A 24620-nucleotide genomic window follows, 5' to 3' on the forward strand; every position below is an offset into this window, starting at 1 on the left:
TGAACCGACGGTCGCTCGGATGCAGCAGGCCTCAGGCGGCCAAGGCCTTTTCGACGATCTCGCGCACGTCTTTGCTCAGGCTCGGGTGCGCAGCCACCTTCTGCAGCTCGCCATGGGCCGCGCTGCGGTACGGCTCGGCCAGCTTCTTCCAGCGGTCCAGCGCGCGCGCCAGGCGCGCGGCCACCTGCGGGTTGAAGGCGTCGATGGCCAGCAATTGCTCACGCCAGAAGGTGTAGCCCGCGCCGTCGGTGCGGTGGAAAGCCGCCGGATTGCCCGTGAAGCTGAAGATCAGCGAACGGGCGCGGTTCGGGTTGCGGGCGTTGAAGTCGGGATGCCGCAGCAGCGCCTCGACGCGGCCCAGGGCATCGCCGCCGCGGTCCGGGGCTGCCGCCTGCAGGGCGAACCACTTGTCGATGACCAGGGCATCGTCGGCAAACAGGTCATGGAACCGGGTCAGTGCCGGCTGGGCCAGCGCATGGCCAGCGTTCACCAACGCGGCCGTGGCGGCGTAGCGATCGGTCATGTTGCCCGCGTCCTTGGTGCGCTGGTAGGCCTTGCCTGGCCACACGCTGTCGCCGGTTTCGCGCGCTAGCTCGACCAGCATACCCAGGGCAAGTCCAGCCAATGAACGGCGACCACTGGATACTGGATCTGGACGGTAGGAGCCGTTGTCTTCGTGTTCGTCAAAGGCCCAGGCCCAATCGGCCGCCAGGTCGCGCGCCAGCTGGCGGCGCGCGGCTTCACGCACCGCGTGCACGCGCTGGGGATCGACGTCGGCCAGTTGCTCGGCCAGGTAGCTTTCGGTGGGCAAGGTCAGCACCAGCGCCTTGAACGCCGCGTCCAGGTCGCTGCGGCGCAGCGTGCTGCGCAGTGCCGCCACGGCATCGGCCTGGAGTGGCGCAGCCAAGTCACCGGCGCCGGTCACGGCCGCCAGCAGCTGGCGCATCAGCAGGCGCTGTCCGGCCTCCCAGGCGTTGAAGGGGTCACTGTCCTGCGCCAGCAAGGCCAGCAACTCGGCATCACTCAGGTCCTGGTTGAGCACCACCGGCGCACTGAAGCCGCGCAACAGCGACGGCACCGGCTCAGCCGTCACGCGCTCGAACACGAACTGCTGGCTGGGCTCGGTCAACACCAGGGTGTGTGCCGTGGCCGGCTCGCCACCGTGCAGGCTGACGGCCAGGTCGCCCTGCCCAGGCGCCACCAGCCCCGCGATGACGGGGATGACAAAGGGCTGCTTCTCGGCCTGGCCCGGTGTCGCCGGGCAGGTCTGGCTCAGGGTCAAGGTGTAGCGTTGGCCTTCGGCGTCGTACTGGCCCACGGCGGTGACACGCGGCGTGCCCGCCTGGCTGTACCAGCGCTTGAACTGATCCAGGTGCAGCGCCAGCGTGGACCCGGGGTTGGCGTCGCTCATGGCCTGCGCGAAATCGTCGCAGGTCACGGCCTGACCGTCGTGACGCTCGAAATACAGCGCCAGCCCCTTGGCAAAGCCTTCGCGGCCCAGCAGGGTCTGGTACATGCGGACGACTTCGGCGCCCTTCTCGTACACCGTCACGGTGTAGAAGTTGTTGATCTCGGCGTACTGATCGGGCCGCACCGGGTGCGCCATGGGGCCCGCGTCCTCGGGAAACTGCACGGTGCGCAGCACCCGCACGTCTTCGATGCGCTTGACGGCACGGGCCGATGCCGTGCGCGCCAGGTCCATGCTGAATTCCTGATCGCGGAACACGGTCAGGCCTTCCTTCAGGCTCAGCTGGAACCAGTCACGGCAGGTGACGCGGTTGCCGGTCCAGTTGTGGAAGTACTCGTGGCCGATCACGCTTTCGATGCCGTCGAAATCGACATCGGTGGCCGTGGCCGGGCTGGCCAGCACGTACTTGGTGTTGAAGATGTTGAGGCCCTTGTTCTCCATGGCGCCCATGTTGAAGTCGCTGGTGGCGACGACCATGAAGCGCTCCAGGTCGAGCTTGAGGCCGAAGCGGGCCTCGTCCCAGGCCACCGAGTGCATGAGCGACTGCATGGCGTGCTCGGTCTTGTCCAAGTCGCCGGGGCGCACGTAAATCTGCAGCAGGTGCTCGCTGCCCGATTCGGTGACGATGCGCTGCTCACGTGCCGCCAGGCAGCCTGCGACGATGGCGAACAGGTAGCAGGGCTTGCGGTGCGGATCGACCCACTTGGCGAAGTGGCGGCCGTCCTCCAACACACCCTGCTCCACCAGGTTGCCGTTGGACAGCAGCACCGGAAAGCGCTTGCGGTCGGCGCGCAGGGTGACCGAGAAACTGGCCATCACGTCGGGCCGGTCCAGGAAATAGGTGATGCGACGAAAGCCCTCGGCTTCGCACTGCGTGAAGAAGGTGTCCTGGCTCAGGTACAGGCCCATGAGCTTGGTGTTCTTCTCGGGGTTGCAGGTGGTGAAGATCTCCAGGTCAAACTCGTCGGGCAGGCCATCCAGCACCAGCTGGTCGCCGTCCATCTTGAACGAGGTGCCCTGGCCGTTGACCAGCACACGCGCCAGGTTCAGCTCATCGCCATCCAGGCGCAGCGGCTGCGGGGGTTGTTCGGCATTGCGGCGCACGCGCATGCGGTTGAGCACGCGCGTCTTGGTGGGATCGAGGTCGAAGCTCAAGTCCACCGTGTCGATCCAATAGGCCGGCGGAGCATAGTCCTCGCGGCGGATCACCGGGGGGGACGCCTGGGCATCACGGGCGTGAAACATGGGAAAAATCTCCGTGTGAAACGAGGGTGGTCACCGCTGTCAGGGTGTGGCGCAAGTCCATAACCGTGAATGCGGCTTGAAAGCTTGCGGCAAACCCCATATTTTGCCTGTTCGCCCGCCCGCTGCCGACCAGCCGCCCTTCATCCGCTCACACCGGCGGCCATGGCCGCGCGCCACCGCCGCCCGCGAGCCGCGCCGCGCGTCAGCCCGCCATCACAAACGGCCCTTGAAATACGCCGCCCGGTCCATGTCCACCACGTCCACGCTGAGCTGCACCAGCATGCCCTCCGGCTTGGGCGTGTGTTCGCGCAAGACGGCGGCAATGCGCTCGGACAGGTCGCGCTTGGCCTCGGGCGTGCGGCCCGTCAGCAAGCGCAGTTCGGCGTGCACAAAGCCGCGCGACGCCGTCGCGTCGTTGCCGACGGCAAAACGCGTGGTGCGCGTGACGCGGCTTTTCAGGTCGCACTCGTCCAGCACCTCGCCGCTGGCGATGACGGTCGCGTTCAGCGCCGTCAACACGGGCACTTCGGGAAAACCGTCGAGGTTGTCGGTGTACTCGACAAACAGGTGGGGCATGCATTTCTCCAGTTGACAATGATCGTCACAGTATGCTGCCACTGCCGATGATTTTTAATCGGCGATGGCACCATACCTCTCAAAATCAAGTTCTCTGCAAGGCCAGACGGGCGGCCAGCGCCACGAACACGCCCGCCGCAGCCCGATTCAGCCAGCGCTGCGCCCGGGCCGAGCGGGCGAGCTGATCGCGGATCACGCCCGCCAGCAGCACCACGGCCCCAAACACCCCCAGCGTGGCCAGCATGAACAGCAAGCCCAGGCAGACGATCTGCCCGGCCACCGGCCCCCGCCCCGCCTGCACAAACTGCGGCAGCAACGCCAGGAAGAACAGGCCCACCTTGGGGTTGGTGAGGTTCATGACCACGCCACGCCGCCACATCGCCAGGCGCGTGGGTGGGGCGGTGCGAGCCTGCGCCTCGCCCGGCACCGCCAGGCTCGCCGGTGCGCGCCACGCGCCCCAGGCCAGGTAGAGCAGGTAGGCGGCGCCCGCCAGCTTCAGCACCGTGAACGCCAGCGGCGACGCGGCGAACACCGCCGCCAGCCCCAGCGCCACGGCCAGCGTGTGCCCCACCAGGCCGGTGCACAGTCCCACGACCACCCACCACCCCGCGCGCCGGCCCTGCGTGGCCGACTGCATGAGCACGAACAGGTTGTCGGGCCCGGGCGACAGGCCGAGCAGCACGGCCAGGGAAAAAAAGGTGAGCGCGGTATCCAGGGTGGGCATGGGTGTCAGTCAGTCACAGCAAGCAAACGTCAAGGCGCCGCACGGGCCCAGCGCGACGGCACGATGGGGTCGCAGCGCTGCGCACCGTCGGGCTTCCCGGCACGGCGCGGCCGCATGGCCGCACGCCGTGGAGACCCGCCCGTCCGCGGCCACACCCGGGGCGGACACGCGGCGTCACACCCCGTCCTCCAGCGCCGGCAGCCCTTGACGCAGGCGTGCGCGGTTGCAGGCGTCCGAGCCGGCTTCCAGCTCGTGGCAGGGTCCCGGTCGCCATTCGTAAATGCCGCAGGCCGTCCGAACCCCCAGGGTGCCGGTCAGCGCCGCGCAGCGCGGCGGGCTGTGGTCGGTGCCCCGCATGCGGGCCAGGGTGGCGGTCAGCGGCACCGTCAAGCCATCGGGCACGCTGCCGCCTTGGCTCAGCAGCTCGTAGACGCTGAAATCCACGCGAAAACAGGCGCAACAGGCGCCGCAGCTGGTGCAGGGGTTGGAAGGCATGGGTTGGGTGGCAAGCGACGCCACGGCTGAGCGCCACGGCGGCTGAAATTATGCCGGTGGGGGCACTGCACGGAACGATCCCAAGACCACGCACCGGCCCGCTGCGACTTCGAGCACGTGGATGATGTCGGCCCATGGCCCACATGAGCAACCACCCCGCGGAGACCATTTCATGGCGGTGAGCAGCATCCTCTCCACGCCTCTGAATGGATGACGAAAATCCCCAGATACTGGCCCGATTCAACCGAGGGTCTCGCGCTGCGCGAGCCGCACAGCACCGCCAGCTGCAGGCCTCAAGCCGGCGACAACCCGGTGAACTGCAAGGCCGCCAGACGCGCGTACAGCTGCCCGTGCGCCAGCAGCGACTCGTGCGTGCCCTGCTCCACCACACGCCCGTGTTCAAAGACCAGGATGCGGTCGGCGCGTTGCACCGTCGCCAGGCGGTGCGCAATGACCAAGGTAGTGCGTGGCGGCTGCGCGGCGCCGCCCGTGACGGCGCCGGCATCGCGCTCGATGGGGGCCGCTCCCGCCCCCCGCTCCGCCGATGCCCCCGACAGGGGCGACTGCCGTTGCGCCACGGTGGCGTCCAGCGCGGCCTGCACCATGCGCTCGCTCTCGGCATCGAGCGCGCTGGTGGCCTCGTCCAGCAGCAGGATGGGCGCGTTTTTCAGCAGCGCCCGGGCAATCGCGATGCGCTGGCGCTGGCCGCCCGACAGGCGCACGCCATGCTCGCCCAGGTGGGTGTCGTAGCCCTGGGGCAAGGCCTGCAGGAAGTCGTCGGCAAAGGCGGCGCGCGCCGCGGCTCGCACCTCGGCGTCGCTGGCAGCAGGCCGGCCGTAGCGGATGTTGTCGGCCGCCGTGGCCGAGAACACGGTGGCGTCCTGCGGCACGATGGCCATCTGCTCGCGCAAGGCCTCCAGCGACCACTCGCGGGCGTCCTGTCCCCACAGCAGCAGCTCGCCCTGCTGCGGGTCGTCAAAGCGTTGCAGCAGGTGGAACAGCGTGCTTTTGCCAGCGCCGCTCGGGCCGACCAAGGCCACGGTTTCGCCGGCGCGGATGCGCAGATTCACCGCGTCCAACGACGGCGCCAGTGGCCGCGAGGGGTAGTGGTAGCTGAGGTCGCGCAATTCAATGACCGGAGTATCCCCATGCTCTCGATTTGAATTCATCGGAGATGGCACCATACTGCCAATGGTAGCCTGCGACTCCGCAGCACGGGCGTCACGCCCTGGCCCTTGCTCCCTGCCCTCAGGCGCAGCCATCGGTTCACCCGCGACAGGCCCTGGGTCGCCCGCCGACGTGCGGGCCACCGACGCCGCGCCAGCGGTTGCGCCACCGCCTGCACCTGGCAAGGCGGGCGACGTGATCGCGACCGGCGCCTGCACCAGCTCGACCAGGCGCTCGCTCGCGCCGGCCGCGCGCAGGATCTCGCCGTACACCTCGCCCAGCACCGCCACCGAGCTGGCCAGCAGCATCACGTAGACGGCGGTCTGCCCCAGCGTGCCCGCCGTCATGCGCCCATCGAGCACGGCCTGCGTGCCCAAATACAAGCCCCACAGCATGACGGCCGCGTTGGCGATGATGATGAACGCCAGCAGCACGGCCCGGGCGCGCGTGCGCCGCATGGCGGTGCTGAGGGCGGCCTCCGTGGCGCGGTCAAACCGCGCGGCCTCGCGCCCCTGCGCGTTGAAGGCCTGCACCACGGGCATGGCACCCAGCACCTCGCCCGCCACGGCGCTGGCGTCCGCCACGCGGTCCTGGCTGGCACGCGACAACTTGCGCACCCGCCGGCCGAACCACATCGCCGGCAACACCACGCACACCACCGCCACCAGCACCTGCGCCATCATCCAGGCGTTGGTCCACACCAGCATGACGATGGCGCCCAGCCCCGTCACGGCGTTGCGCAAACCCATGGACAGCGACGACCCCACGACCGACTGCACCAGCGTGGTGTCGGTGGTCAAGCGCGACAACACCTCGCCCACGCGGGTGTGCTCGAAAAAGGCCGGCGGCTGGGCCAGCACCCGGCGGTACACGGCGTTGCGCAAATCGGCCGTGACGCGCTCGCCCAGCCAGCTGACCATGTAGTAGCGTGCGGCCGACAACAGGCCCATCGCCACCGCCACGCCAAACAGCACGCCCATGTGGGTGCGCAGCTGCATCAGCTGCGCGCCACGGTCCGACGCGATCAGGCCCTGGTCGATGAGGCCGCGCAGCGCCACCGGAAACGCCAAGGTGGCGGCCGACGAGCCCAGCAGGAACAGCATCGCCAGCACCAGGTGCACCCGGTAAGGCCGCACAAAGGGCCACAGCGCCGTCAGCGACGTGGGCTTGCCACGCGCACGGGCGTGGGCCGGGCCGGGGGCCTCCGCGGCAGGCGTCTGTGCCATTCCTGGCCGGGCCTGCGCACCTGCGCCGCCCGTGGATTCGGTGTGTTGTGTCATCGCGGGGTATGTGGGCATCTCCGTTCACATTTCAACGAAGGTTCAACCATACTGTTCAGGTGTTTTGATAGCGCGGGGCCAGCATGTCGCCAGTCCCCACCCCGTTGTCGGCGGCGGCCGTCAGCTCGAACACGCTGGACACCACGGCCCCGAACCGAGACGCCCGCACGGATCGTGCTTGGCCGTGATCAGCGCGTTGCGCATCGGGCGCGCCATGTCGTCCCCGATGGCCTTGGGCATGACATGCGCGGCCAGCTTGTCGAGGATCTGTGCGTGTTTCATGCGCCGCAATGTGCCACAGGCGCTGCGCACCCCTTTCGTTCCAGATCGAGCGGGTACGCGAAGGCCAGGCGCAGTCCGTGCGTGGGCACTGGCCACAACGAAGCCGACCCAGCCATCGATCTGGAGAGCGAATCAGTACCCGGGCGCCGGCGAAGGCCTGCGCCGCTGGCCTAGCATCCACGTCGCGCATCCGCGTTGTCGGCCCCGGCCAGGCAACGCCCCACACACAGGAGAAAACCCATGCAACGTCGCACCCTGGGCCGCTCGGGCCTGCAAGTCTCGCCGCTGTGCTTTGGCGGCAACGTGTTCGGCTGGACCGTGAACGAGGCCGAGAGCTTCCGCCTGCTGGACGCCTGGCTGGACGCCGGCTTCAACTTCATCGACACGGCCGACGTGTATTCGCGCTGGGTGCCCGGACACGCGGGCGGCGAATCGGAAACCATCCTGGGCAAATGGCTGCGCCACAGCGGCAAGCGCCACCGCATCGTGTTGGCCACCAAGGTCGGCAAGCCCATGGGGCCGGGCCAGGTGGGCTTGTCCCCCAAGTACATCAAGCAGGCCGTCGAGGCCTCGCTCAAACGTCTGAACACGGATTACATCGACCTGTATCAGTCCCACGACGATGACGTGTCAACGCCGCTTGCCGATACCCTGGGGGCGTTTGCCGATTTGATCCGCGAGGGCAAGGTGCGCGCCATCGGCGCGTCGAACTACAGCGCCAACCGCCTGGAGCTGGCCCTGGCCACGTCACAGCGCCATGGCTTGCCGCGCTATGAAAGCCTGCAGCCGCTGTACAACCTGTACGACCGCGCTGCCTACGAAGCAGAACTGGAACCCCTGTGCGCCAGCCGAGGGGTGGGCGTGATCAATTTCTATGCCCTGGCCGCCGGCTTTTTGACCGGCAAGTACCGCCGCCCGGCCGATGCCGGCAAGAGCGCGCGAGGCGCCAAGACCGTGTCGCTGTACCTGAACCCGCGCGGCCTGGCCATCGTCGATGCCCTGCACGAGGTCGCCCGCGAGCTGAACGCCACCCCGGGCCAAGTGGCCCTGGCCTGGCAAATCGCCCGCCCCTCGATCACCGCGCCCATCGCCAGCGCCAGCACCTTGCAGCAGCTGAACGAACTGGCGCAGGCCGCGCAGCTGAAGCTGGATGCCGCCACCATCGCCAAACTGGACGCCGCCAGCGCCGAGCGCGGCGCCACCCCGAGCGCCAAGGCGTGAGCCGCTTCGTGGCCCCACGTCAGCGGGCCAGGGCTGGCGCAGAGCGATGCGCGCTGCCCAGCCGCGCGGGTGGCGCTCATTGAAATACGCCGTGGGCCAATCGCGACTGTCCAACGGCCATGGCTCCACTGAAATACACCGCCTCGTCGAGGTCCTCATGGGTCATGCGTGCCTGCGACGGAAAACCATGATTCAGGCAGATGGCGCGACATCGAGCGACTCCGGCGCATCGCGCGGCCCAGCTCCCCCATTCACGGGACGCCCCCTGACAAATCGGCCACCTCATCATGGGCCCTGCGCCGATGCGCCCGGTTGCTCAGACCCAACTCGCGCGCGGGCTGCAGAACACACAAGCTCAACCCGAACGCGCGAATTCGGCTTGCCGACGCCAGCCGGCGAGCGACTTGGGCCGCCGCTCAGCGCCTGGCGCCCTGACGTGCGAGAAAGGGGTGGGCAGACTGCGCCGATTTGCCGTCCACAGCGCTGCTGTAGTCGCAGGGTAGCGTGCCGCTGCCGCTGTTGCCGCTCTGGCTGGTGCTCACGCGAGCTCGCACCGGCCTGGTCATCCAGGCGGCGCTCACGCATCCCCAGATGGCTGAGGCCCAAGGGCACAACGCGCCGACCACGCCGAGATGGAGAAGGGCCGCCAACGCGTGAGGCTGAGAAGCTGGTCTTGGGCGAGCCGGCCAGGCTGCGGACAGCCACAGCGGGCACTCGACCGCATCCAGGCTCAATCCAGTCCGTTCCCTCGAGCGCGAACCGCCGGCGCTTGGCTCGACGTCAAGACACGCACGGGGTCGACGCTCGGTCCGCCTCACACGGAATCCGCGGTCAATCCATCCAGCCACGCCATGGCGGCTTGCAGTTCATCGAGGGGGATGTCGTGCTGACCGTTGAACTCGTGGTAGCTCAGCGCCAAGGGCAAATCCCGGACAAAGTCGCGTGTGGCACGCGCCTGGGCGATGGGGATCACGTCGTCCTGCAGGCCATGGCTGACCCACAGCGCGTGCCCGGCGAGCGCCTCGGGTGCGGCCATCCGCTCCGACACCTCGGGCAGCAGCCGGCTGTGCAAAGCCATGGCCGCCCCCATGCGCTGCGGCTCGGTCAACAACAGGCTCATGGCCATGATGCCGCCTTGGCTGAAGCCTCCCAGCACCGTTCGCTCGGGCGGCACGGCCAGGGCAGCCTGCAGCTGATCCAGCACCTGGCCCAGCAGTTCACGGCTGGTGGCCTCTTGAGCGGCATCGATGCGGCGCCCGCCATCGGGCAGCACGTCGAACGCAAACCAGGCATGGCTGTCGGGCCCCATGGCAAACGGCGCGCGCAGGCTCACCACATGAAAAGGGGCTGGCACCGCAGGCGCCAGGCTGAACAAGTCGGCCTCGTTGCTGCCCACGCCGTGCAGCAGCACGAGCAACCAGGCGGCTTGATCGGGCGCAATGTTGGCAGGGCGATACAGGTGATGAACGTGCATGAATGTCCTCGAGGAATGCCATCGTCGGCAAAGACCATGAACCGCGAGGGCCCGAAACCGGGCCGCGCGTGAAGTGACGATAATGCAATTCACGGCGTCGATGCTCGCGCACAACACCGTCGTGACACCGCCGGTCGCGTGGCCCCAAGCACGCATACTTTCGGTGTAAAGTATTTCAAATCGTACATTCGAGCTTGAATCCGTCCTCCAAGGTCCCGCAACACTGGCATCGCCTGGTACGCCGGATCGAGCTTGAAGGCCGTCAATTGCTGAAGGTAGAAGGCCCTGTATTCGTCCGCTTGCTGCCCTCAGAAACCCCGCATTCCATGAAAACCGCGCTTGACGATCGTCCTTACTATCGCTGGCATTTGTCTCACCTGAACTACAGCGACGGCGTGCTGAGCCTGGACATCCGCAGCGATTCGCAAGCGAATGCCTCGGCCTTCAAGGACGACCGTTACCTGGTGGTGTTCAGTGACGTGGTCTTCCACCAGGTCTTCGACGAATGCATGCAGAAAAAGGACGAGGGTGCCCGCGTTGGCGGCACCATTGGCCTGCACCAGTCCTCGAGCCTGCTCGACTACCTGCGCGAACACACGGCCCTGCTCCATTGTGTGGGCAGCGACGTGCGCCACTACTCGCTGCTGACCGCCCTCGAATGCGTGCACGTCATCACGCGCGGCGAGCCCAAACTGACCCAGATCGACTGACGCCCCGCCACGGCGTCAGTCAACCAACCTCACTGGCCTGCAATGCAGCGTCGAGCTGATTCAGGCTATCGATGGCCCGAACAGGCAAACGGTGCATTAACCCCCAGGTGCACGCTCTTCCTGCATATCGAACGCAGGCAGTATGCATTGCTTCGCATCTTAATACAGACGAGAAGAAGAGCATACCTCTCCAAAATTATGCATTCGAGGTGATTCGCGTCCAAACCCGAGGGCTCGCCCCCGCAGCGAAGCCGTGCTCGACTGCTGCCCTGCAGCATGTTTGCCGTCGTGCAATCGGCAAGCTTGGAATCCTGGTCGAGACATGGTGTTGCGCACCTCGGCTGTCTGCGATGGATGCTCACGCGGTCCTCCAGTGATGAGCTTGAAGCCGCTTGTTGGCGCGCGTGGTCGCGACTCCCGACCCGTGAGGATGCCGATGCTTGGATCAGCGAGCAGCACATCGTCAGACCTTGCTCTTCGCATCTGGGATCTAGATGCGTGAACGCGCCTTCGCTTGGCCTCAATTTGTGCGATCCAGTGAAGCAACATTTTGAGCACCAGCAGAAATGCCATTGGCAGCGCGTTGGCAAAGGCATGCGCCGGCTTCAAAAGCGGAAATTGAGCCGTGGACCACGATCGTCTGTCGCAGCTAGACCTCGCATGGCCGCCCATCGGCTGGCAGAAGCCGGCTGCGCGCCACCGACCACTCAGGGCAAGCGCGGCTTGACCCTGCTGGCGGCCAGTCGGGCGCGTTCGCGCGCCTCGGGCACGGCCTCGGCACGGGCCAAGGCCACGCCCATGCGCCGTTTCACAAACCCCTCGGGCTTGCCGAACAAGCGCAGGTCGCTGTCGGGCACCGACAGCGCCTCCGCCACGCCGTCGAACACCAGGCCGTGGCCGTCCACCCCCCCGTAGATCACGGCGCTGGCACCGGCATTGCGCAAGCGGGTGTCCACAGGCAAGCCCAGGATTGCTCGTGCATGCAGCTCAAACTCGCTTTGCCACTGCGTGGCCAAGGTCACCAAGCCAGTGTCGTGCGGACGCGGTGACACCTCGCTGAACCACACCTGGTCGCCTTGGACAAACAGCTCGACGCCATACAACCCCAGGCCAGACGGCTGGCCATCCCGCCCCTGCCCCAGGTTGTCGGTCACTGCCTTGGCGATGGCCCGCGCCGACTGCAACGCGGCCGCCTGCATGGGCTGTGGCTGCCAGCTCTCCACGTAGTCGCCGCTTTGTTGCAGGTGGCCAATGGGCTCGCAAAACTGCGTTTCGATCTCGCCCTGCGCGTTTCGTGCGCGCACCGTGAGCAACGTGATCTCGTAGTCGAAATCGATGAACCCTTCCACGATCACGCGACCTTTGGCCACGCGGCCGCCCTCCATCGCGTAGTCCCAGGCGCAGGCCACGTCTTCTGGGCCGTCGACCTTGCTCTGCCCTTTGCCCGAGCTGCTCATCACCGGCTTGACCACGCAGGGATAGCCGATGGCAGGTTGACCGTCGGCCCCGGTGATGGCGGCTTGCAGCTCGGCCAGTGAATCACAGAAGCGATAGGGGCTGGTCGGCAGCCCCAGCGTCTCGGCTGCCAACCGGCGAATGCCCTCGCGGTCCATGGTGAGGCGCGCCGCACGCGCCGTGGGAATCACACGGACGCCTCCCGCGGCCTCCAGCTCCTCCAACATGGGCGTGGCAATGGCTTCGATCTCCGGCACCACCAAGTCAGGCTTCTCGGCTTCGATCAAGGCCTTGAGCTGGGCCGGATCACTCATGGTGATGGTCCGCGCGTGATGCGCCACCTGGTGGCCGGGGGCGTGGTCGTAACGGTCCACCGCAATCGTCTCGACCCCCAAGCGCTGGAGGGACATCAGCACCTCCTTGCCCAGCTCGCCACTGCCCAGCAGCATGACTTTGGTGGCATGGGAGGAGAGCGGGGTTCCAAGCGTGGTCATGGGGTGAATCCGGCGATGGTGCAAAGTGGCATCATAGCTTGACGCACCTCATGAAAGCAGTATGGCCGCACGTCCGCCCTTGAAAGAGCAGCAGTGCGACCATACCCAGTCGAAACTGCAAACAGTGTCTTTTTCAGCGTGCCCAACACTCGGTGGCTGGCAAGCTCGCACCAACAACGTCCTGCACACCGGTGTTGGTCAACGTGAAATCCTTGCACTTGTCATTGGCTTGACCGCCTTTGGCAGTGGCCGTCAGGGTGTAACCGCTGCCACTTTGGGCATACGAAATGGTGTAAGCGTCCGATTTCACCGTCTGCAAGGCAGCCGGAAAATCCGCATCCGCGGGATACTTGCCCGTGGAGGTGGACACGCGTTCCACCCACACGGCCGCGGCCTGCAAACCCGCCTTGGCATCGGCGCGCTTGCTGCGCATCACATACTCGCTGTATGCGGGCAATGCAATCGCCGCCAGGATCGCCAGAATGGCCACCACAATCATGACCTCGATCAAAGTGAACCCGTGCTGACGCACATGCTTAGGCTGTGGTTTGGGAGAGAAGAATCGGCTGTTCATGGTTTCCGCCCACTCACTGCATCTGGCGCCAGCTCGGCACCTTGAAGAAACGCCCCCCCAACTCAACATAGCGTGGGTCGGTGGTCTCGCAGTCCTGCCCCACACAGTTTGTTTTGCCTTCATCACCTGTCTTCGTATCCACATCCCCGGGTTTGGTTTCTTCGCGATTGCCACCCGTCTCTGCAAACAGACTTGAGTTCTGCGGTGCATTGCCCGTCACGCCGTTGACCACTGTGCGATAGCCAACGGCAGCGGATGTTTCCACAGCCTCACAGGGATCGTTGCTGACAGCAGCGACTGCGGGCACGTCCGAATACAACGAAAGCAGTTCGCCGTCGAACCACGTGGGGTTGCGCAACACACGCTCACGCTCAACCGGCAGGTCGAGGTACCAACCCCGCTTGGTGGTGCCGATCACGTTGGCGAAATCCTCATCGACTTGGCCGTCTCCGTTTTCGTCTTTGGTCGTGTTGCTGCTGGTGGACCATTCACTGGTGAAGGTCTGTTCAACCATGCTGGTGCCGCGCGTGCCCGGCAACGGACTCCAGCTGGCTTTGGTCATGTCTGCTGCAGCCGACACCGTGACACCGCCCGCCGAATAGCCGCCCGTTGTCTTCAGCTCAAAGCCATAGTCATACAGGCCGTAGAAAGACTGAACCGACTCATCTCCGCGATCTGCCAAGGTCACGTTTCGCCCCGTTCCAAAGGTCACCACCAAGCCCCCGCTGGGATGAACCATGTACACCGGCGCTGTGGTGATGGGCTGCTCAGCGCCGTCGTCATTCAAGGCCTTGAACATCGCGCCCCCTCCAGCCACGCGCCATTCGCTTGCCGTAGTACTGGCCAAGTCAAATTTATACAGTTTGCCGCGCAGGTCACCCGCGTAAGCCACATCAACCCGGCCGTCGCCGTTCAAATCGATCAAACGTGGTGCAGACAAACCGTTGCTGCCATTCAAGGTCGCATCGGCATAAATCTTCTCAGGCGCAGAGCCATCAAGGTACTGAATGATCAGCACTGCCTTCTCATCGGTGCTGTTGTAACCATTGCCAGTCACCAAGGCCCATTTGTCATTGTTCATGCGCACGATCTGGCGTGACGACAAGGCGTTGCTTTTCTCTCTGACTGGTTTCTGAAAGATGTAGCCGATGTCCGGGTCGGCAGCGCTGTTGCCAGGCAGCACCCCATTGGTGGTGTCCATCTTCACCGATGTCGCAGCCACAGCAGCCGGATCGGTGACATCGATCATGAAATACCCTTTGCCGCCGGCCCCCATGAAGCCCACAAGCATCGTGCCCCAGCTGGAACACCTCGAACCCGAATAAGTCTTGCAGTAATCAGCTGTGAACGGCGATCCATCAACAAAGTACTTGTGCGAATAACCTGGGTCCGTAAGACTGGCCAAATTGGCATAAGCCCCCAGGGGCACATAGGCAAACAGCTCACTGCCATCGTCCGCATCAAAGGCATGCAGCATGCCGTCGTTGGCACCGACGAACAGGGCATTGGTTCGATTTTTCTTGTCGGCTACAAAGTCCAGGTAGTCCCCGGTGGTGTAGCCTGCATTGGGCACGCCCTTCATGAACCAAACGTCGGAATTCACGATGTCACCCAGCATGGAAGCACGATTCCGAAAGCTGCCCCCGTTCTTTTGCTCCTTCGTCCGATCTCCGCGCAAATAGGCCAGCCGATTCGTACCCAGCGTGGTGGTGGTGGGATTAACCGTGGCGGTACCGCGCAAGGCGGTTTGTTGATCCGCGCTCAAGTCCGTCCAGTTGAATGGATGGCCACTCCACACGGGAGTCGCACCTGTCAAATCAACCTGCGCTGTGAAAATTTTCCGTGCGGTGGCGCCCGTTGAGGTGAGCTGACTAGCGGCCGTGCCCGTCCAGGGACTCGTGGCAGCAACACCGCCACCGTTGGCCACAGACTTCAGGGTCACCGCAGTCACATCGCCCGACCATTGCTCTGTGTCATAAGACGTGTAATACGCATCAGAATCCGCATAAGCTGACAGTGTGCTCCCCGTGGCCGAGGTCACTTGCTGTTGAGGCACCGGAATCACGTCCGTCAACAGGTCTTTGATGGCGTCAACCAATTCCTGCTGAGTTGTAGCGGGATAATATTTTCCGCGACCATTGATAGCCGCATGCATCATTTCCATGTAAAGTGAATTGCCACTCCATGTATGCGTAGGCCAGCTCAATGTGCCCAACATGAGTCGTTTCAAGTCAGCACTATCAAACAACGTTTCACCCGTCGCCAGCTTGGGACTGGAATTCCAACCCGAAGCTGTCTTACCATAACCGATAGTGTAGGTACTCACATGCTGCCAGGTGGCAGGGTCGTTCTGAGGATTCCAGAAAGGATCAATCCCATTCTGAACAGTCGTTATACGACTAAGCGCTTTAACGTTGTTGTTACCCGAGATTCCATCAGCATCTTTAGCCCAATAATGAAAGGCCAAGTCTGCAAGTGTATTTTTGTATGAATTAGAAGAATTTTGGGCTTGTTTATAGATGTTTGCAGAATTCACCGAGGCTGGCGGATAGCTAGTTGAGCCATCCCCTAAAACCCTACCCACCCCATCCAGATCCGTTGACGAATTGAATTCAACCCCATTGCTCTGAGAAATGTTATATTCACCATCTGTCAACAACATGACATAAGACTTTCTGCAAGTCAAATAATCCCCGACCCGGGTACCAGGAGATTCCGCCCATGGACTATTAATTTGACTATATGGCTTATCATATTCTGCCAGAGCAGTCTGATAGGCATTATGAGTAGGCGTACTACCGCTGGATGTAAAAATATTATTGACCCAACTGATAAAATTATTTCGATGTGCCTCAGTCAGGGGTCTAACAATATTACCTTCAGCCCCGCAACTATTGGCAGATGCCGAAAAAGATGCACACGAATACGTCTTCCTGTTTAGCGTAAAATTATTTAATGTATTCCAACCAAGTCGAATTGAATTCTCGGGAACATTGGTTGATGAAAAAGCTGTAACCAGTGCAGCCTTTAAATTATCGAAGCGAGACAAAACCCCTCCATCCTTATTATCCCGCATACTCGTCGAATTATCCAGCGTCAAGATTAAATTTGGCGGAGGCGGCGTAACCACAATAGAGCCTGCTGGCGCTTCTGCAAAACTTAACTTTCCTGCACTTGCAGGCATGACTGTCAGCAAACCACAAGCCCCCAATGCGAGAGAAAGCTTGCAAATTTGAAATTTCTTCATGTCACACCTCTCCATTCAAATCAAAATTTTTCTTCAATCAGCGAGCGGACGACTTACCCACGACAATCTTCTGAATGACCGTTTGCGTGTTGCGCTGCCCCTGAACCAATGCAGTAATCCGATAAACTGCATCCATGTCTGTAGGTGCCAGGGCAGTTCCACCAAAAACAGCCGTCGCGGTGGCGTATGGCAACACCTCCACCCAATACCACGAATTGTTTGAACTCAATCTCGGATTGGCTTTGGCATCTGATGCGGATACAGCCGGGCTGGTTGCGCCATACGTGTACTGACCGTAGTGAGCCGCTCTTTTTTTCAGCTTTGCCAGCAATGCGGCATCATCCCAAAACGCGTAGGGTTGATATTGTCCATCTTTCAATTTCAGCAACGGTTTGCATATCCCCGCAATGCACCCCGTCTCGGTTCCATGCAAGGCCGCCTGCACCTCAGACAGTTGATCGGCCATGGGAAAATAAATTGTCCCATCGGGTGCATCGGCATCGTTGATGGGGCCCAGGAAGGTGCGGCAATGTGTACCTGCACAGGTTTTACCTGTGGCACTCTGGCGCATGATGTCCAGCTCAGCATCGCCGACCAAGGCCTGCGCCGCTTCATAGGTTCGCTGATATTCAGCCGTATTGCCCGTAACCGTTTCGTTGAACAGTGAACTTTTGAACCCCATGGCAACCACGATTGCCGTCAGCAAGACAATCACCATCACGATGAACAGTGAGATGCCTGTTTGTTTTTTCCAACTTCGCATGATTACCTCTGCGCCGAATACACGGTGAACAGACTGCGCTGTACCACATGCAAGCGGTTACCCCGGCTGACGGTGGAATCCCCATCACAATCGGTATAAGTGCTGTCATCTGTGGGTGTATTGCGGTCGCCGACAAGATCCAAACACACCTCGACCGCATCCACCAAACCCCAGCTTGTAGGGTTATCTACAAATTGTTTGGCGGTGATGTTGGTGGCGCTGGGACGCACTCGATAACGCACCTTGAATGCCGCAACATTGCTGATGATGGGCTGCCCACCATCGTTGGCCCCCGTCTCACACATCAGTTCGCCATAGCTTTTTCCGCTGACAGGCTTGATGTAGAAACTGCTTCTCGTCGTGTCGTCAGATCCCGATTTTTTTACAGTTTGGCCCAGGCAATTTCGAAGCAATGCCTGATAGTCAGAGCTCGTCTGGACTTGCTGAGAGATGCTGAGAAAATCCGTTCCTGTAGGTGGGGTCCAATTGGCAATCGCCGAGCTTCCCGTCCAGGTAAATTTATCTGCAAAGCGAAAGTTGTTGTTCTCGTCGTTGTAGTCGGGTTCAACCGAACCGGCTTCACTCACCTGCTTGGCAATGACTCGGAATGCCGTGGCACCTTGTTGCCGCAATTGCGCCACTTCGGAGATCTGACGCCCAATGCCACTGGTGCTTTGAAACACCATGAGGGCAGCGCCGATGATGAACAGGCCGATGGTGATGGAAATCATCAACTCGACCAGCGTCATACCCGCTTCGAGGCGGGGCATGCGCACGCGTTGCTGCAGGGCGTTCATGGCTCGATGTAGGTGAGGTGGCAGATGTAGCCGTCCCAGCAACCACTGCCGCTGTTGACGTCGGAGTTGACCATGCCCGACACCGCTTTGGCAGCATCGGTGCTGATGTCAAAGGCTTGGGCAAGTTTGGTGGTATCGCCGCTGTCTTGTCCTTCTCGTTCGCGCAGCAACCAACCCACCAGCACGCCCAACTGGCGCGTACCCGTGGTGTCTGCAGCGTTGTCTTGGGAAATGAAGGTCTCTACCTTGGCACCTGGCAAGGTCGCCTTGAAATTTCCCAACCACTGGGCCACGTCGTAAGAAGCCAAGGCAGTGGCGTCGCAGGCACTGTCGCAGTTTCCGCTCGCGGGTGTCGTGGTGTCCTTGAAGACATAGTCCGGCAGAGCCTGGTATCCGCCTGGGTTCGCCTTGATGCGCTCAGACAGATCGTTGATGAGCAACATGGCCTGGGTGCGGCCAGCAGCGGTGTTGGTTTCCATCAACGTCCGCACCTGCACGCCCAACATGCCAATGACGGCAATGGCGAGGATGACCAGTGAAACCAGCGACTCGATGAGCGTGGCACCGCGCTGACGTCTATGTGAATGAATGCGCATGGTCGTGTATCTCATGGACAAATTCCGTCAATGACTTCCACGCGCCCACCCGATGACAGGTTCACGCACCTGAGCATGCTGTTGTCACCGCGGTGCTGCAAATTGATTCCGAAGCCCGCATTAGGATTACCCCATTGATTCAAATTGAGCACAGTAAGCGATTTGGTCATGACATCAATCTTTTCATTGGCCTTGACCAGTTTGATGGGATTGACAAAGCCTGACGGCAAAGGGCGCGTTGCTGTAGCAACCAGGGTTACCTGCCATCCACAGCTCCAATCCTGTGCCGTACCCGAACAGGTTCCGGTATTCGGAATCTTGGCCAATCGGACGCTCCCTCCCCATTTCACCGCCTCGCTACGTGCCAAATAAATCGCGTCGATCAGACCGTTCTCGACCTGAGTCATTTGCCACTTTCGGATCAGCTGCGCAAAACTCGGCAGCGCCAGCGCCGCCAGGATGGCAACGATGGCGATGACGACCATCAATTCGATGGCGGTGAAACCTCTGTTCCGGTACATGCTTGGACCCCTTTGTGGCGAGTGTAATGATTGCAACATCACGTACAGAGCACTGCAGCCCAGCGGTCACGGCCGCTGCGTCAACGGTTGTGGGCGCCACTTTTCACGCTGCCGTGCGTGACGTGTTTCACGGTTCGCGGAGCTCGCCTGCGTGAGGCTTGAGACGCTCAGGCACCGAGCGTCTGACTTAACCCGATACCAAGGCCTGAGTCATGGGCAGGGCGCGCATTGCTTTTTGATGCGCGGATCTCGTCAAATTGAGGGCCCATATCCCGGGGCGCAGCGCATCGGTGCGTTGCACAGCTCATGGCCACGCAGCTCTTCAAGCTGAGCGTCAACTTCTTCGGGCATGCAGCACCCAGTCATCCTCCCGATCCGGTGAGCTCTTCACCCGAACATTCCTGAAGCCACAAGACAGGTGACCCACTTGCTCGAGCTCGATCCGCATCCTGTGCGCTCGCAGTTGGGACGACGCAGCGCCAGGACTCACCGGCTGGCGCTCCACAGGATGACAGCCCGCCCGTTTAATTCACAGCGCTCAAACGCCAAACCTTCGACTGGCGCCCAGCCGGCGAACACAAAGCCTCATCGCCTACCCGCAATGAGCGCAGGCCGCATCAAGCGGGGACCCACCTTCAAGCCACAACACGCGGCACCACATCCCCCAGGCAAATGCCGATGTCGCGCGCTGTGCTCAGCAAGGGGTCGTCGACCGGCACGGTGCGCTGCTGGTTCGCCACGGTGGCCATGGGCACGTGGCCAATGCGGCCATGCTGCAGGGTGACCATGCAGCCCGACTGCCCGGCGATGACCAACTGCGCCGCGTGGTGACCAAAGCGGGTGGCCAGCACGCGGTCGAAGGGCGTGGGGTCGCCGCCGCGCTGCAGGTGACCCAGCACGGTGGTGCGCACTTCGCTGCGCAGGTGCGGCTGCAGGCGCGCGCGCAGCACATGGCCCACACCGCCCAGGCGCACGGGGTCTGGGCTGCCCCCGACCAGCTCCCGCACGGTTTGGCTGGCACCGCTCTCCTTGGCACCCTCGCCGATGCAGATCAGGGTGTAACGCTGACGCTGTTCGCGTTCGCGGCACACGGCCAAGACCGTGTCCAGTTCAAAGTCGATCTCGGGCAACAGGATGACATCGGCCGCGCCGGCCACGCCGCCTTCCAGGGCCAGCCAGCCGGCATGCCGGCCCATGGTCTCGACGATCATCACGCGGTGGTGGCTCATGGCCGTGCTTTCGATGCGGCGCAGGCTTTCGGTCACGGTGGCCACCGCCGTGTCAAAGCCAAAACTGCGCTCGCAGGTGGCAATGTCGTTGTCGATGGTCTTGGGCACGCCCACGCAGGCCAGGCCCACACGCTGCGCCAGGCCATGGGCAAGCGACATGGTGCCGTCGCCGCCGATGGCCACCACCACGTCCAGCCCCAGCGCCTGAACGTTGCGTTTCACCTGGGCCAACGTGGCCTCGTCCTTCAGCGGGTTGGCCGAGTTGCTGGTGCCGAGGATGGTGCCGCCCTCGTGCAGGATGCCCGAGACTTGGTCCCAGGTGAGCGCCTTGATCGCCGGCTCAGGCGCCATCAGCCCTTCAAACCCGTCGGCAATGCCCAGGACCTCGCACTGGCCATGGTTGATGAGCGACTTGGTGACGGAGCGAATCACCGCATTGAGGCCGGGGCAATCGCCGCCGCCAGTGAGGATGCCGACTTTCACGTGAGGTCCTTGTGGGCTGTGCCCGTGCAAAGAGGCTGATTGTCGCGGCAGCGCGGGCAGCGCGGGCAACGCTGGCTGCGGGCGCGTGATGGTCGCTGAACTGCGCGCCAAGACCGACGCCCCCATGATCGAATGCAAGAAGGCCCTGACCGAGGCCAACGGCGACATGGTCAAGGCGGAAGAGCTGCTGCGCGTCAAACTGGGCTTCACGGAGGCACCCAGCTTTGCGAGGGAACGCTTCATCATGGGTGAGATGCGTACCTGTCGGCGACCGGGCGCGGCGCCCTCCCCTGGCCCCGGCTTCTGCGCCACGCAGGCCCTTCGCCCGGTGCCCGCAGGCACTGGCCCGTACGCCGCGAACCGCGAACCTTGCGCATTCGCTGTCGCGACCTGTGGGCAATCGCCTGCCCGGGCCAGTTCGGCCATCCGATCCAGCGCTGCCCGTTTTTAGGCGCAGCACACGAACAGCCGCGGCGCTGGCCGTCGCCACGCGCTGGAGGCCAGCCAACTCACCACAACCTGTCACCCAGGAACAGCCCCCTGGATCGAGCCGGCGAGCCCGCAACCGGCGCGCCGTCAGCCCACGCCCCAGGTCTCGCGCAAGGCCTGTGCGAAGGCTTCGCTGCCGGTGAGGGTGAGCACCAGCGTGGTCCGCCCGTCGCTGGCGGCGTCCACGGCCAGGGTGCCATTGTGGGCGTCGCCCCGGATGGCCAAGGGCTGACCGGCATCGTCCTGCGCCTGCAGGTCGACATCCCACGTGCCGCCTTCGTCCAACGGCAGTGCCGGTCCGAACTGGCTGTGCGCCCAGCGCAGCAGGGCTTGCACCTCGGCCAGCCACTGCGTGACGTGTTCGACGCGCACGCAGGCCATGGCGTCCCAGGTGGTCACGCCGTCGGCGCCGTCGCAGGTGTCGAAGTCGAGGTAATGCAGGTCCGGCATGTCACATCGATGCAAAGGGGTATGCATCCATCTCCGTTATTAATTCAACGGCAATGGCTGCATACTGCTCAAATCATTGACCCATGACACAACTGGCCTGCCGGGCCTGCTGGCCACCTCAAGCCGCGGCCTGCGTCACCGGGCCCGCGGGCTGCCCCGTCCAGCGGACGAGGTCATCCACGGTGAGCCGGAACACCGCATGCGGATGCCCGGCCGCGGCCCAGATGGTGTCAAAGCGCGCCAATTGCTCGTCGACCAGCACGACCAGTGGCGCAGCGCCTTCGGGGGCCGCAGCAGGCTGGTGGGCCACGGGCGCCACGCCGCCGATCGAAAAGCCCGTGGCGGCCTTCACGAACGCGGCGTCGGCGCGGCCGATGGGACCGACCCGTGCCGCCACCTGGGCCTCGTCCACGCGCAAGTCGCCCGAGGTAACGACGAGCACAGCCGCGTCGTCGGCCTGGCGCCTGAAGATGATGCTTTTCGCAATCTGGCCCAGCTGCACACCCAAGGCGTCGGCAGCCTGCTGCGCCGTGCGCGCCGCGCCGTTCAGCATCTGCGGTAGATCGGCATGGCCACGCTCAGCGAGCCAACGCGCCACGCGCTGCACGCCATCGGGAAGGGGAAGGAGTTCTGCACCACACATGCCCGCGATGCTAACGGCTGCGGCGCACGCCCTCAGCCCTGGCCATCGAGCGCCGCCAGATCAGCGGGCCTCAGCCAGCGCCAGTGCCCCGGTGCCAAGGCCTCGTCCAGCTTCAGCTGACCGATCTGCGAGCGGTGCAGCCCTTCAACCCGGTTGCCGGCAGCCGCCACCATGCGCTTGACCTGGTGGTACTTGCCTTGCAGCAGGGTGAGCCGCAGGTGCTGCGGCGCCACGAGCTCGGCCGCATGGGCCGCCAGGGTCTCGCGCTCATCCACCAACTGCACCCCGGCCAGCAGCGCCTGGCACAAGGCCGGTGTAGCGGCGTGCTTGAGGCTGACCTCGTACACCTTGGGCTGCTTGCGTTTGGGCGAACTCATGCGGTGGATGAAGGTGCCATCGTCGGACAGCAGCAACAGGCCGGTGGTGTCCTGGTCCAGGCGCCCCACCGCCTGCACGCCCGGCGCCGAGCCCTTGACCGGGCGCTGGCGCAGCGGTGCTGGCAACAAGGTGTAGACGCTGGGCCAGGCCGACGGCTTTTGCGAGCACTCGGTGCCCTCAGGCTTGTGCAGCATCAGGTAGGCCTTGGCCTGGTACGGCCACGCCTCACCATCCAGTTCGAACTGCAGGCCATCCAGCGCCAAGGGCTGGCCGGCGTCGGCCACGACCCGGCCTTGCACCCGCAGGCTGCCGCGCTGGATGAGGCCCGCGCAGACGCGCCGGGTGCCAAAGCCCTGGGAATACAGCATGTCCTCGGCGGACAACATCTGGGCGGGACGGTTCATGTGGGACGCCTTTCCAAGCAAAGGCCCTCACCGGCCAAGACCCGAGGAAGTGAGCATGAATGCACGGACAATTACATCTACTTTCGCGAAAATACACAAAACCACAGTTTGAGAGCCCGTCCGGAAACGGGCGCACGCCATGTCGCCAACGAGTCCGAGCCATGTCAGGTGAATCCCTTCTGTTGGCCATGCTGCTGGGTGTGGCCGGTCTGGCGGCGGGCGCGGCGCTGAACCATGTGCTGGCCCGCAAGCGGCAAGCCCGCGAGACCCCGGACACGCCGTCCGCCCCATCCCTGCCCGAGCACTGGCCGCTGCAACCCCGCGCGGTGGTCAGCCACAACGAATCCATCATCTGGCGCTGGCTGCGCGCGAGCTTTCCGCAGCACCGCGTGCTCGTCAAGCTGCCATTTTCGCGCTTCACGTCGCCCACCGACGTGCAGGTCGCCCGCACGCACTACCACGTGCTCAACGGCTTGTACGCCACCTTCACCATTGCCGACCGCAACGGCCAGGTGCACGGCTGCATCGACCTGGTGGGCAACAACCAGGCCATGAGCAGTGCCCAGCATGTCAAGCAAGGCATCCTGGCCGATCTCGGCATCGCCTACGAGATCATCCAGGGCACGGCCCTGCCCTCGGCGGCCGCCATCCGCGTGGCCATCCTGAACCACCAGGACAGCGACGAGGCCGACGTCACCCAGCGCGCACCGCTTCAAGACGAGGCCGAACACCAGTTGCAGGATGCGCGCTCGCACCTGCTGCGCCTGCTCGATCGCCAACGCGATCGCCGCGCCGACTTCCGCCCGTCCGAGCTGGGCGACCTGTCGGACCTGAAGGATCAGGACCCGCCCACCAGCGTCTGGCAACAGCCGTGATCGGCTGCGGCGCCGCGGCCGATGCGTTGCAGCGCCAGGCCACGACCAGCGCAGACCGGCGCCCACCTCGTCTGCGCGGGCCCGCTTCTTCCCTGCGCCGAGCAACCCGGCTGCACCAGTGAAATAATTGCGGCTGAAGCGCCCACCGGGGCGCACCACATTTTCGGCAAGGAGTGCCCAGTGAGTGCCCAACAACGCATTGACGACCTCGTCAAAGGCAACGACATCGTGCTGTTCATGAAAGGCAGCGCCAGCTTCCCCATGTGCGGTTTTTCCGGCCGTGCCGTGCAGATCCTCAAGGCCTGCGGCGTGGACACGCGTGGTTTGGCCACGGTGAACGTGCTGGAGGACCCCGAAGTCCGCCAAGGCATCAAGGAGTACAGCAACTGGCCCACGATCCCGCAGCTCTACGTCAAGGGCGAGTTCGTGGGGGGCTCGGACATCATGATGGAGATGTACGAATCGGGCGAGCTGCAAAAACTCATCAACGGTTGATTGAATTAATGCGATCACAGGAGTATCCAGCCATTCCCGTTCATTGATGAACGGAAACAGCGCCATACTCCCATGAAAAAAGCGA

At 63.6% G+C, this 24620-nt stretch carries 21 protein-coding genes and 2 pseudogenes; 6 read left to right on the forward strand and 17 right to left on the reverse strand.

The window, feature by feature from the left end; all coding sequences use genetic code 11:
- Nucleotides 1-31: 31 nt before the first annotated feature.
- From pepN to CCO03_RS20505, 5 genes are all read right to left on the reverse strand, one after another.
- The gene (gene pepN / locus CCO03_RS14945) at nucleotides 32-2713 is read right to left on the reverse strand and encodes an aminopeptidase N (protein ID WP_087282338.1); all 2682 of its coding nucleotides are present in this window, start codon (nucleotides 2711-2713) and stop codon (nucleotides 32-34) included.
- Nucleotides 2714-2926: 213 nt separating this feature from the next.
- Nucleotides 2927-3289 (reverse strand): 5-carboxymethyl-2-hydroxymuconate Delta-isomerase, encoded by a 363-nt coding sequence (locus tag CCO03_RS14950; RefSeq protein ID WP_087282339.1) that lies wholly within the window; start codon nucleotides 3287-3289, stop codon nucleotides 2927-2929.
- Between the two features lie 85 nt (nucleotides 3290-3374).
- Nucleotides 3375-4013: a LysE family translocator gene (locus CCO03_RS14955; protein ID WP_087282341.1), complete on the reverse strand. Its 639-nt coding sequence runs from the start codon at nucleotides 4011-4013 to the stop codon at nucleotides 3375-3377.
- A gap of 174 nt (nucleotides 4014-4187) precedes the next feature.
- Nucleotides 4188-4508 (reverse strand): YkgJ family cysteine cluster protein, encoded by a 321-nt coding sequence (locus CCO03_RS14960; protein WP_087282344.1) that lies wholly within the window; start codon nucleotides 4506-4508, stop codon nucleotides 4188-4190.
- 293 nt (nucleotides 4509-4801) lie between these two features.
- A complete protein-coding gene (locus tag CCO03_RS20505) occupies nucleotides 4802-6901 on the reverse strand; it encodes an ABC transporter transmembrane domain-containing protein (RefSeq protein ID WP_236904151.1) in 2100 nt (699 codons plus the stop codon).
- Between the two features lie 576 nt (nucleotides 6902-7477).
- Between CCO03_RS20505 and CCO03_RS14975 the strand changes: the two genes are divergently transcribed.
- Together CCO03_RS14975 and CCO03_RS20510 are read left to right on the forward strand one after the other, a co-directional pair.
- Nucleotides 7478-8458 carry an aldo/keto reductase gene (locus tag CCO03_RS14975; protein ID WP_087282346.1) on the forward strand — a complete coding sequence of 327 codons (981 nt, stop codon included), beginning with the start codon at nucleotides 7478-7480 and terminating at the stop codon, nucleotides 8456-8458.
- Between the two features lie 510 nt (nucleotides 8459-8968).
- Nucleotides 8969-9079 (forward strand): annotated as a pseudogene (locus CCO03_RS20510) (branched-chain amino acid ABC transporter permease); the annotation flags it as partial.
- A gap of 193 nt (nucleotides 9080-9272) precedes the next feature.
- Here CCO03_RS20510 and CCO03_RS14980 read toward each other — a convergent pair.
- Entirely contained in the window at nucleotides 9273-9932 is a 660-nt protein-coding gene (locus CCO03_RS14980; protein WP_087282348.1) for an alpha/beta hydrolase, read from the reverse strand.
- A gap of 326 nt (nucleotides 9933-10258) precedes the next feature.
- Here CCO03_RS14980 and CCO03_RS14985 point away from each other — a divergent pair, with 326 nt between their 5' ends.
- The gene (locus tag CCO03_RS14985) at nucleotides 10259-10642 is read left to right on the forward strand and encodes a hypothetical protein (protein WP_157667710.1); all 384 of its coding nucleotides are present in this window, start codon (nucleotides 10259-10261) and stop codon (nucleotides 10640-10642) included.
- Nucleotides 10643-11349: 707 nt separating this feature from the next.
- On the opposite strand, the gene purT is transcribed toward CCO03_RS14985, so the two are convergent.
- The 8 genes from purT to CCO03_RS15025 form a co-directional block, all read right to left on the reverse strand.
- Nucleotides 11350-12591 (reverse strand): formate-dependent phosphoribosylglycinamide formyltransferase, encoded by a 1242-nt coding sequence (purT, locus tag CCO03_RS14990; RefSeq protein WP_087282353.1) that lies wholly within the window; start codon nucleotides 12589-12591, stop codon nucleotides 11350-11352.
- A gap of 133 nt (nucleotides 12592-12724) precedes the next feature.
- Nucleotides 12725-13165, reverse strand: coding sequence for a type IV pilin protein (locus CCO03_RS14995; RefSeq protein WP_087282355.1), 441 nt, complete (start codon nucleotides 13163-13165; stop codon nucleotides 12725-12727).
- A 13-nt stretch (nucleotides 13166-13178) separates the two neighbouring features.
- Complete coding sequence (locus CCO03_RS15000) at nucleotides 13179-16412, reverse strand: PilC/PilY family type IV pilus protein (RefSeq protein ID WP_157667711.1); 3234 nt, start codon at nucleotides 16410-16412, stop codon at nucleotides 13179-13181.
- Nucleotides 16413-16449: 37 nt separating this feature from the next.
- Nucleotides 16450-17175, reverse strand: coding sequence for a pilus assembly PilX family protein (locus tag CCO03_RS15005; protein ID WP_087282360.1), 726 nt, complete (start codon nucleotides 17173-17175; stop codon nucleotides 16450-16452).
- A gap of 2 nt (nucleotides 17176-17177) precedes the next feature.
- On the reverse strand, nucleotides 17178-17972 hold the full coding sequence (locus CCO03_RS15010) for a PilW family protein (RefSeq protein ID WP_157667712.1): 795 nt from the start codon (nucleotides 17970-17972) through the stop codon (nucleotides 17178-17180).
- The gene (gene pilV, locus CCO03_RS15015; protein ID WP_087282364.1) at nucleotides 17969-18583 is read right to left on the reverse strand and encodes a type IV pilus modification protein PilV; all 615 of its coding nucleotides are present in this window, start codon (nucleotides 18581-18583) and stop codon (nucleotides 17969-17971) included. The genes CCO03_RS15010 and pilV overlap by 4 nt, the downstream gene beginning before the upstream one ends.
- The gene (locus CCO03_RS20515) at nucleotides 18580-19089 is read right to left on the reverse strand and encodes a GspH/FimT family pseudopilin (protein ID WP_169717478.1); all 510 of its coding nucleotides are present in this window, start codon (nucleotides 19087-19089) and stop codon (nucleotides 18580-18582) included. Before CCO03_RS20515 ends, pilV begins: the two co-directional genes overlap by 4 nt.
- Nucleotides 19090-19724: 635 nt before the next feature.
- Complete coding sequence (locus CCO03_RS15025; protein ID WP_087282368.1) at nucleotides 19725-20801, reverse strand: 6-phosphofructokinase; 1077 nt, start codon at nucleotides 20799-20801, stop codon at nucleotides 19725-19727.
- An 88-nt stretch (nucleotides 20802-20889) separates the two neighbouring features.
- On the opposite strand from CCO03_RS15025, the pseudogene CCO03_RS19875 reads away from it, so the two are divergent.
- A pseudogene (locus CCO03_RS19875) lies at nucleotides 20890-21006 on the forward strand (translation elongation factor Ts); the annotation flags it as partial.
- A gap of 371 nt (nucleotides 21007-21377) precedes the next feature.
- On the opposite strand, the gene CCO03_RS15035 reads toward CCO03_RS19875, so the two are convergent.
- The 3 genes from CCO03_RS15035 to CCO03_RS15045 all read right to left on the reverse strand — a co-directional run bounded on the left by CCO03_RS15035 (nucleotide 21378) and on the right by CCO03_RS15045 (nucleotide 23144).
- Nucleotides 21378-21740 carry a hypothetical protein gene (locus CCO03_RS15035; RefSeq protein WP_087282372.1) on the reverse strand — a complete coding sequence of 121 codons (363 nt, stop codon included), beginning with the start codon at nucleotides 21738-21740 and terminating at the stop codon, nucleotides 21378-21380.
- Nucleotides 21741-21858: 118 nt separating this feature from the next.
- Nucleotides 21859-22383 (reverse strand): YbaK/EbsC family protein, encoded by a 525-nt coding sequence (locus tag CCO03_RS15040; RefSeq protein ID WP_087282374.1) that lies wholly within the window; start codon nucleotides 22381-22383, stop codon nucleotides 21859-21861.
- A gap of 32 nt (nucleotides 22384-22415) precedes the next feature.
- Entirely contained in the window at nucleotides 22416-23144 is a 729-nt protein-coding gene (locus tag CCO03_RS15045) for a 16S rRNA pseudouridine(516) synthase (protein WP_087284758.1), read from the reverse strand.
- 182 nt (nucleotides 23145-23326) lie between these two features.
- On the opposite strand from CCO03_RS15045, the gene CCO03_RS15050 reads away from it, so the two are divergent.
- Nucleotides 23327-24040: a hypothetical protein gene (locus CCO03_RS15050; protein WP_157667714.1), complete on the forward strand. Its 714-nt coding sequence runs from the start codon at nucleotides 23327-23329 to the stop codon at nucleotides 24038-24040.
- Between the two features lie 237 nt (nucleotides 24041-24277).
- Nucleotides 24278-24535 carry a Grx4 family monothiol glutaredoxin gene (gene grxD, locus CCO03_RS15055; protein ID WP_236904153.1) on the forward strand — a complete coding sequence of 86 codons (258 nt, stop codon included), beginning with the start codon at nucleotides 24278-24280 and terminating at the stop codon, nucleotides 24533-24535.
- Nucleotides 24536-24620 lie beyond the last annotated feature (85 nt).

The organism is Comamonas serinivorans (assembly GCF_002158865.1).
GTDB classification, from domain to species: domain Bacteria; phylum Pseudomonadota; class Gammaproteobacteria; order Burkholderiales; family Burkholderiaceae_C; genus Comamonas_E; species Comamonas_E serinivorans.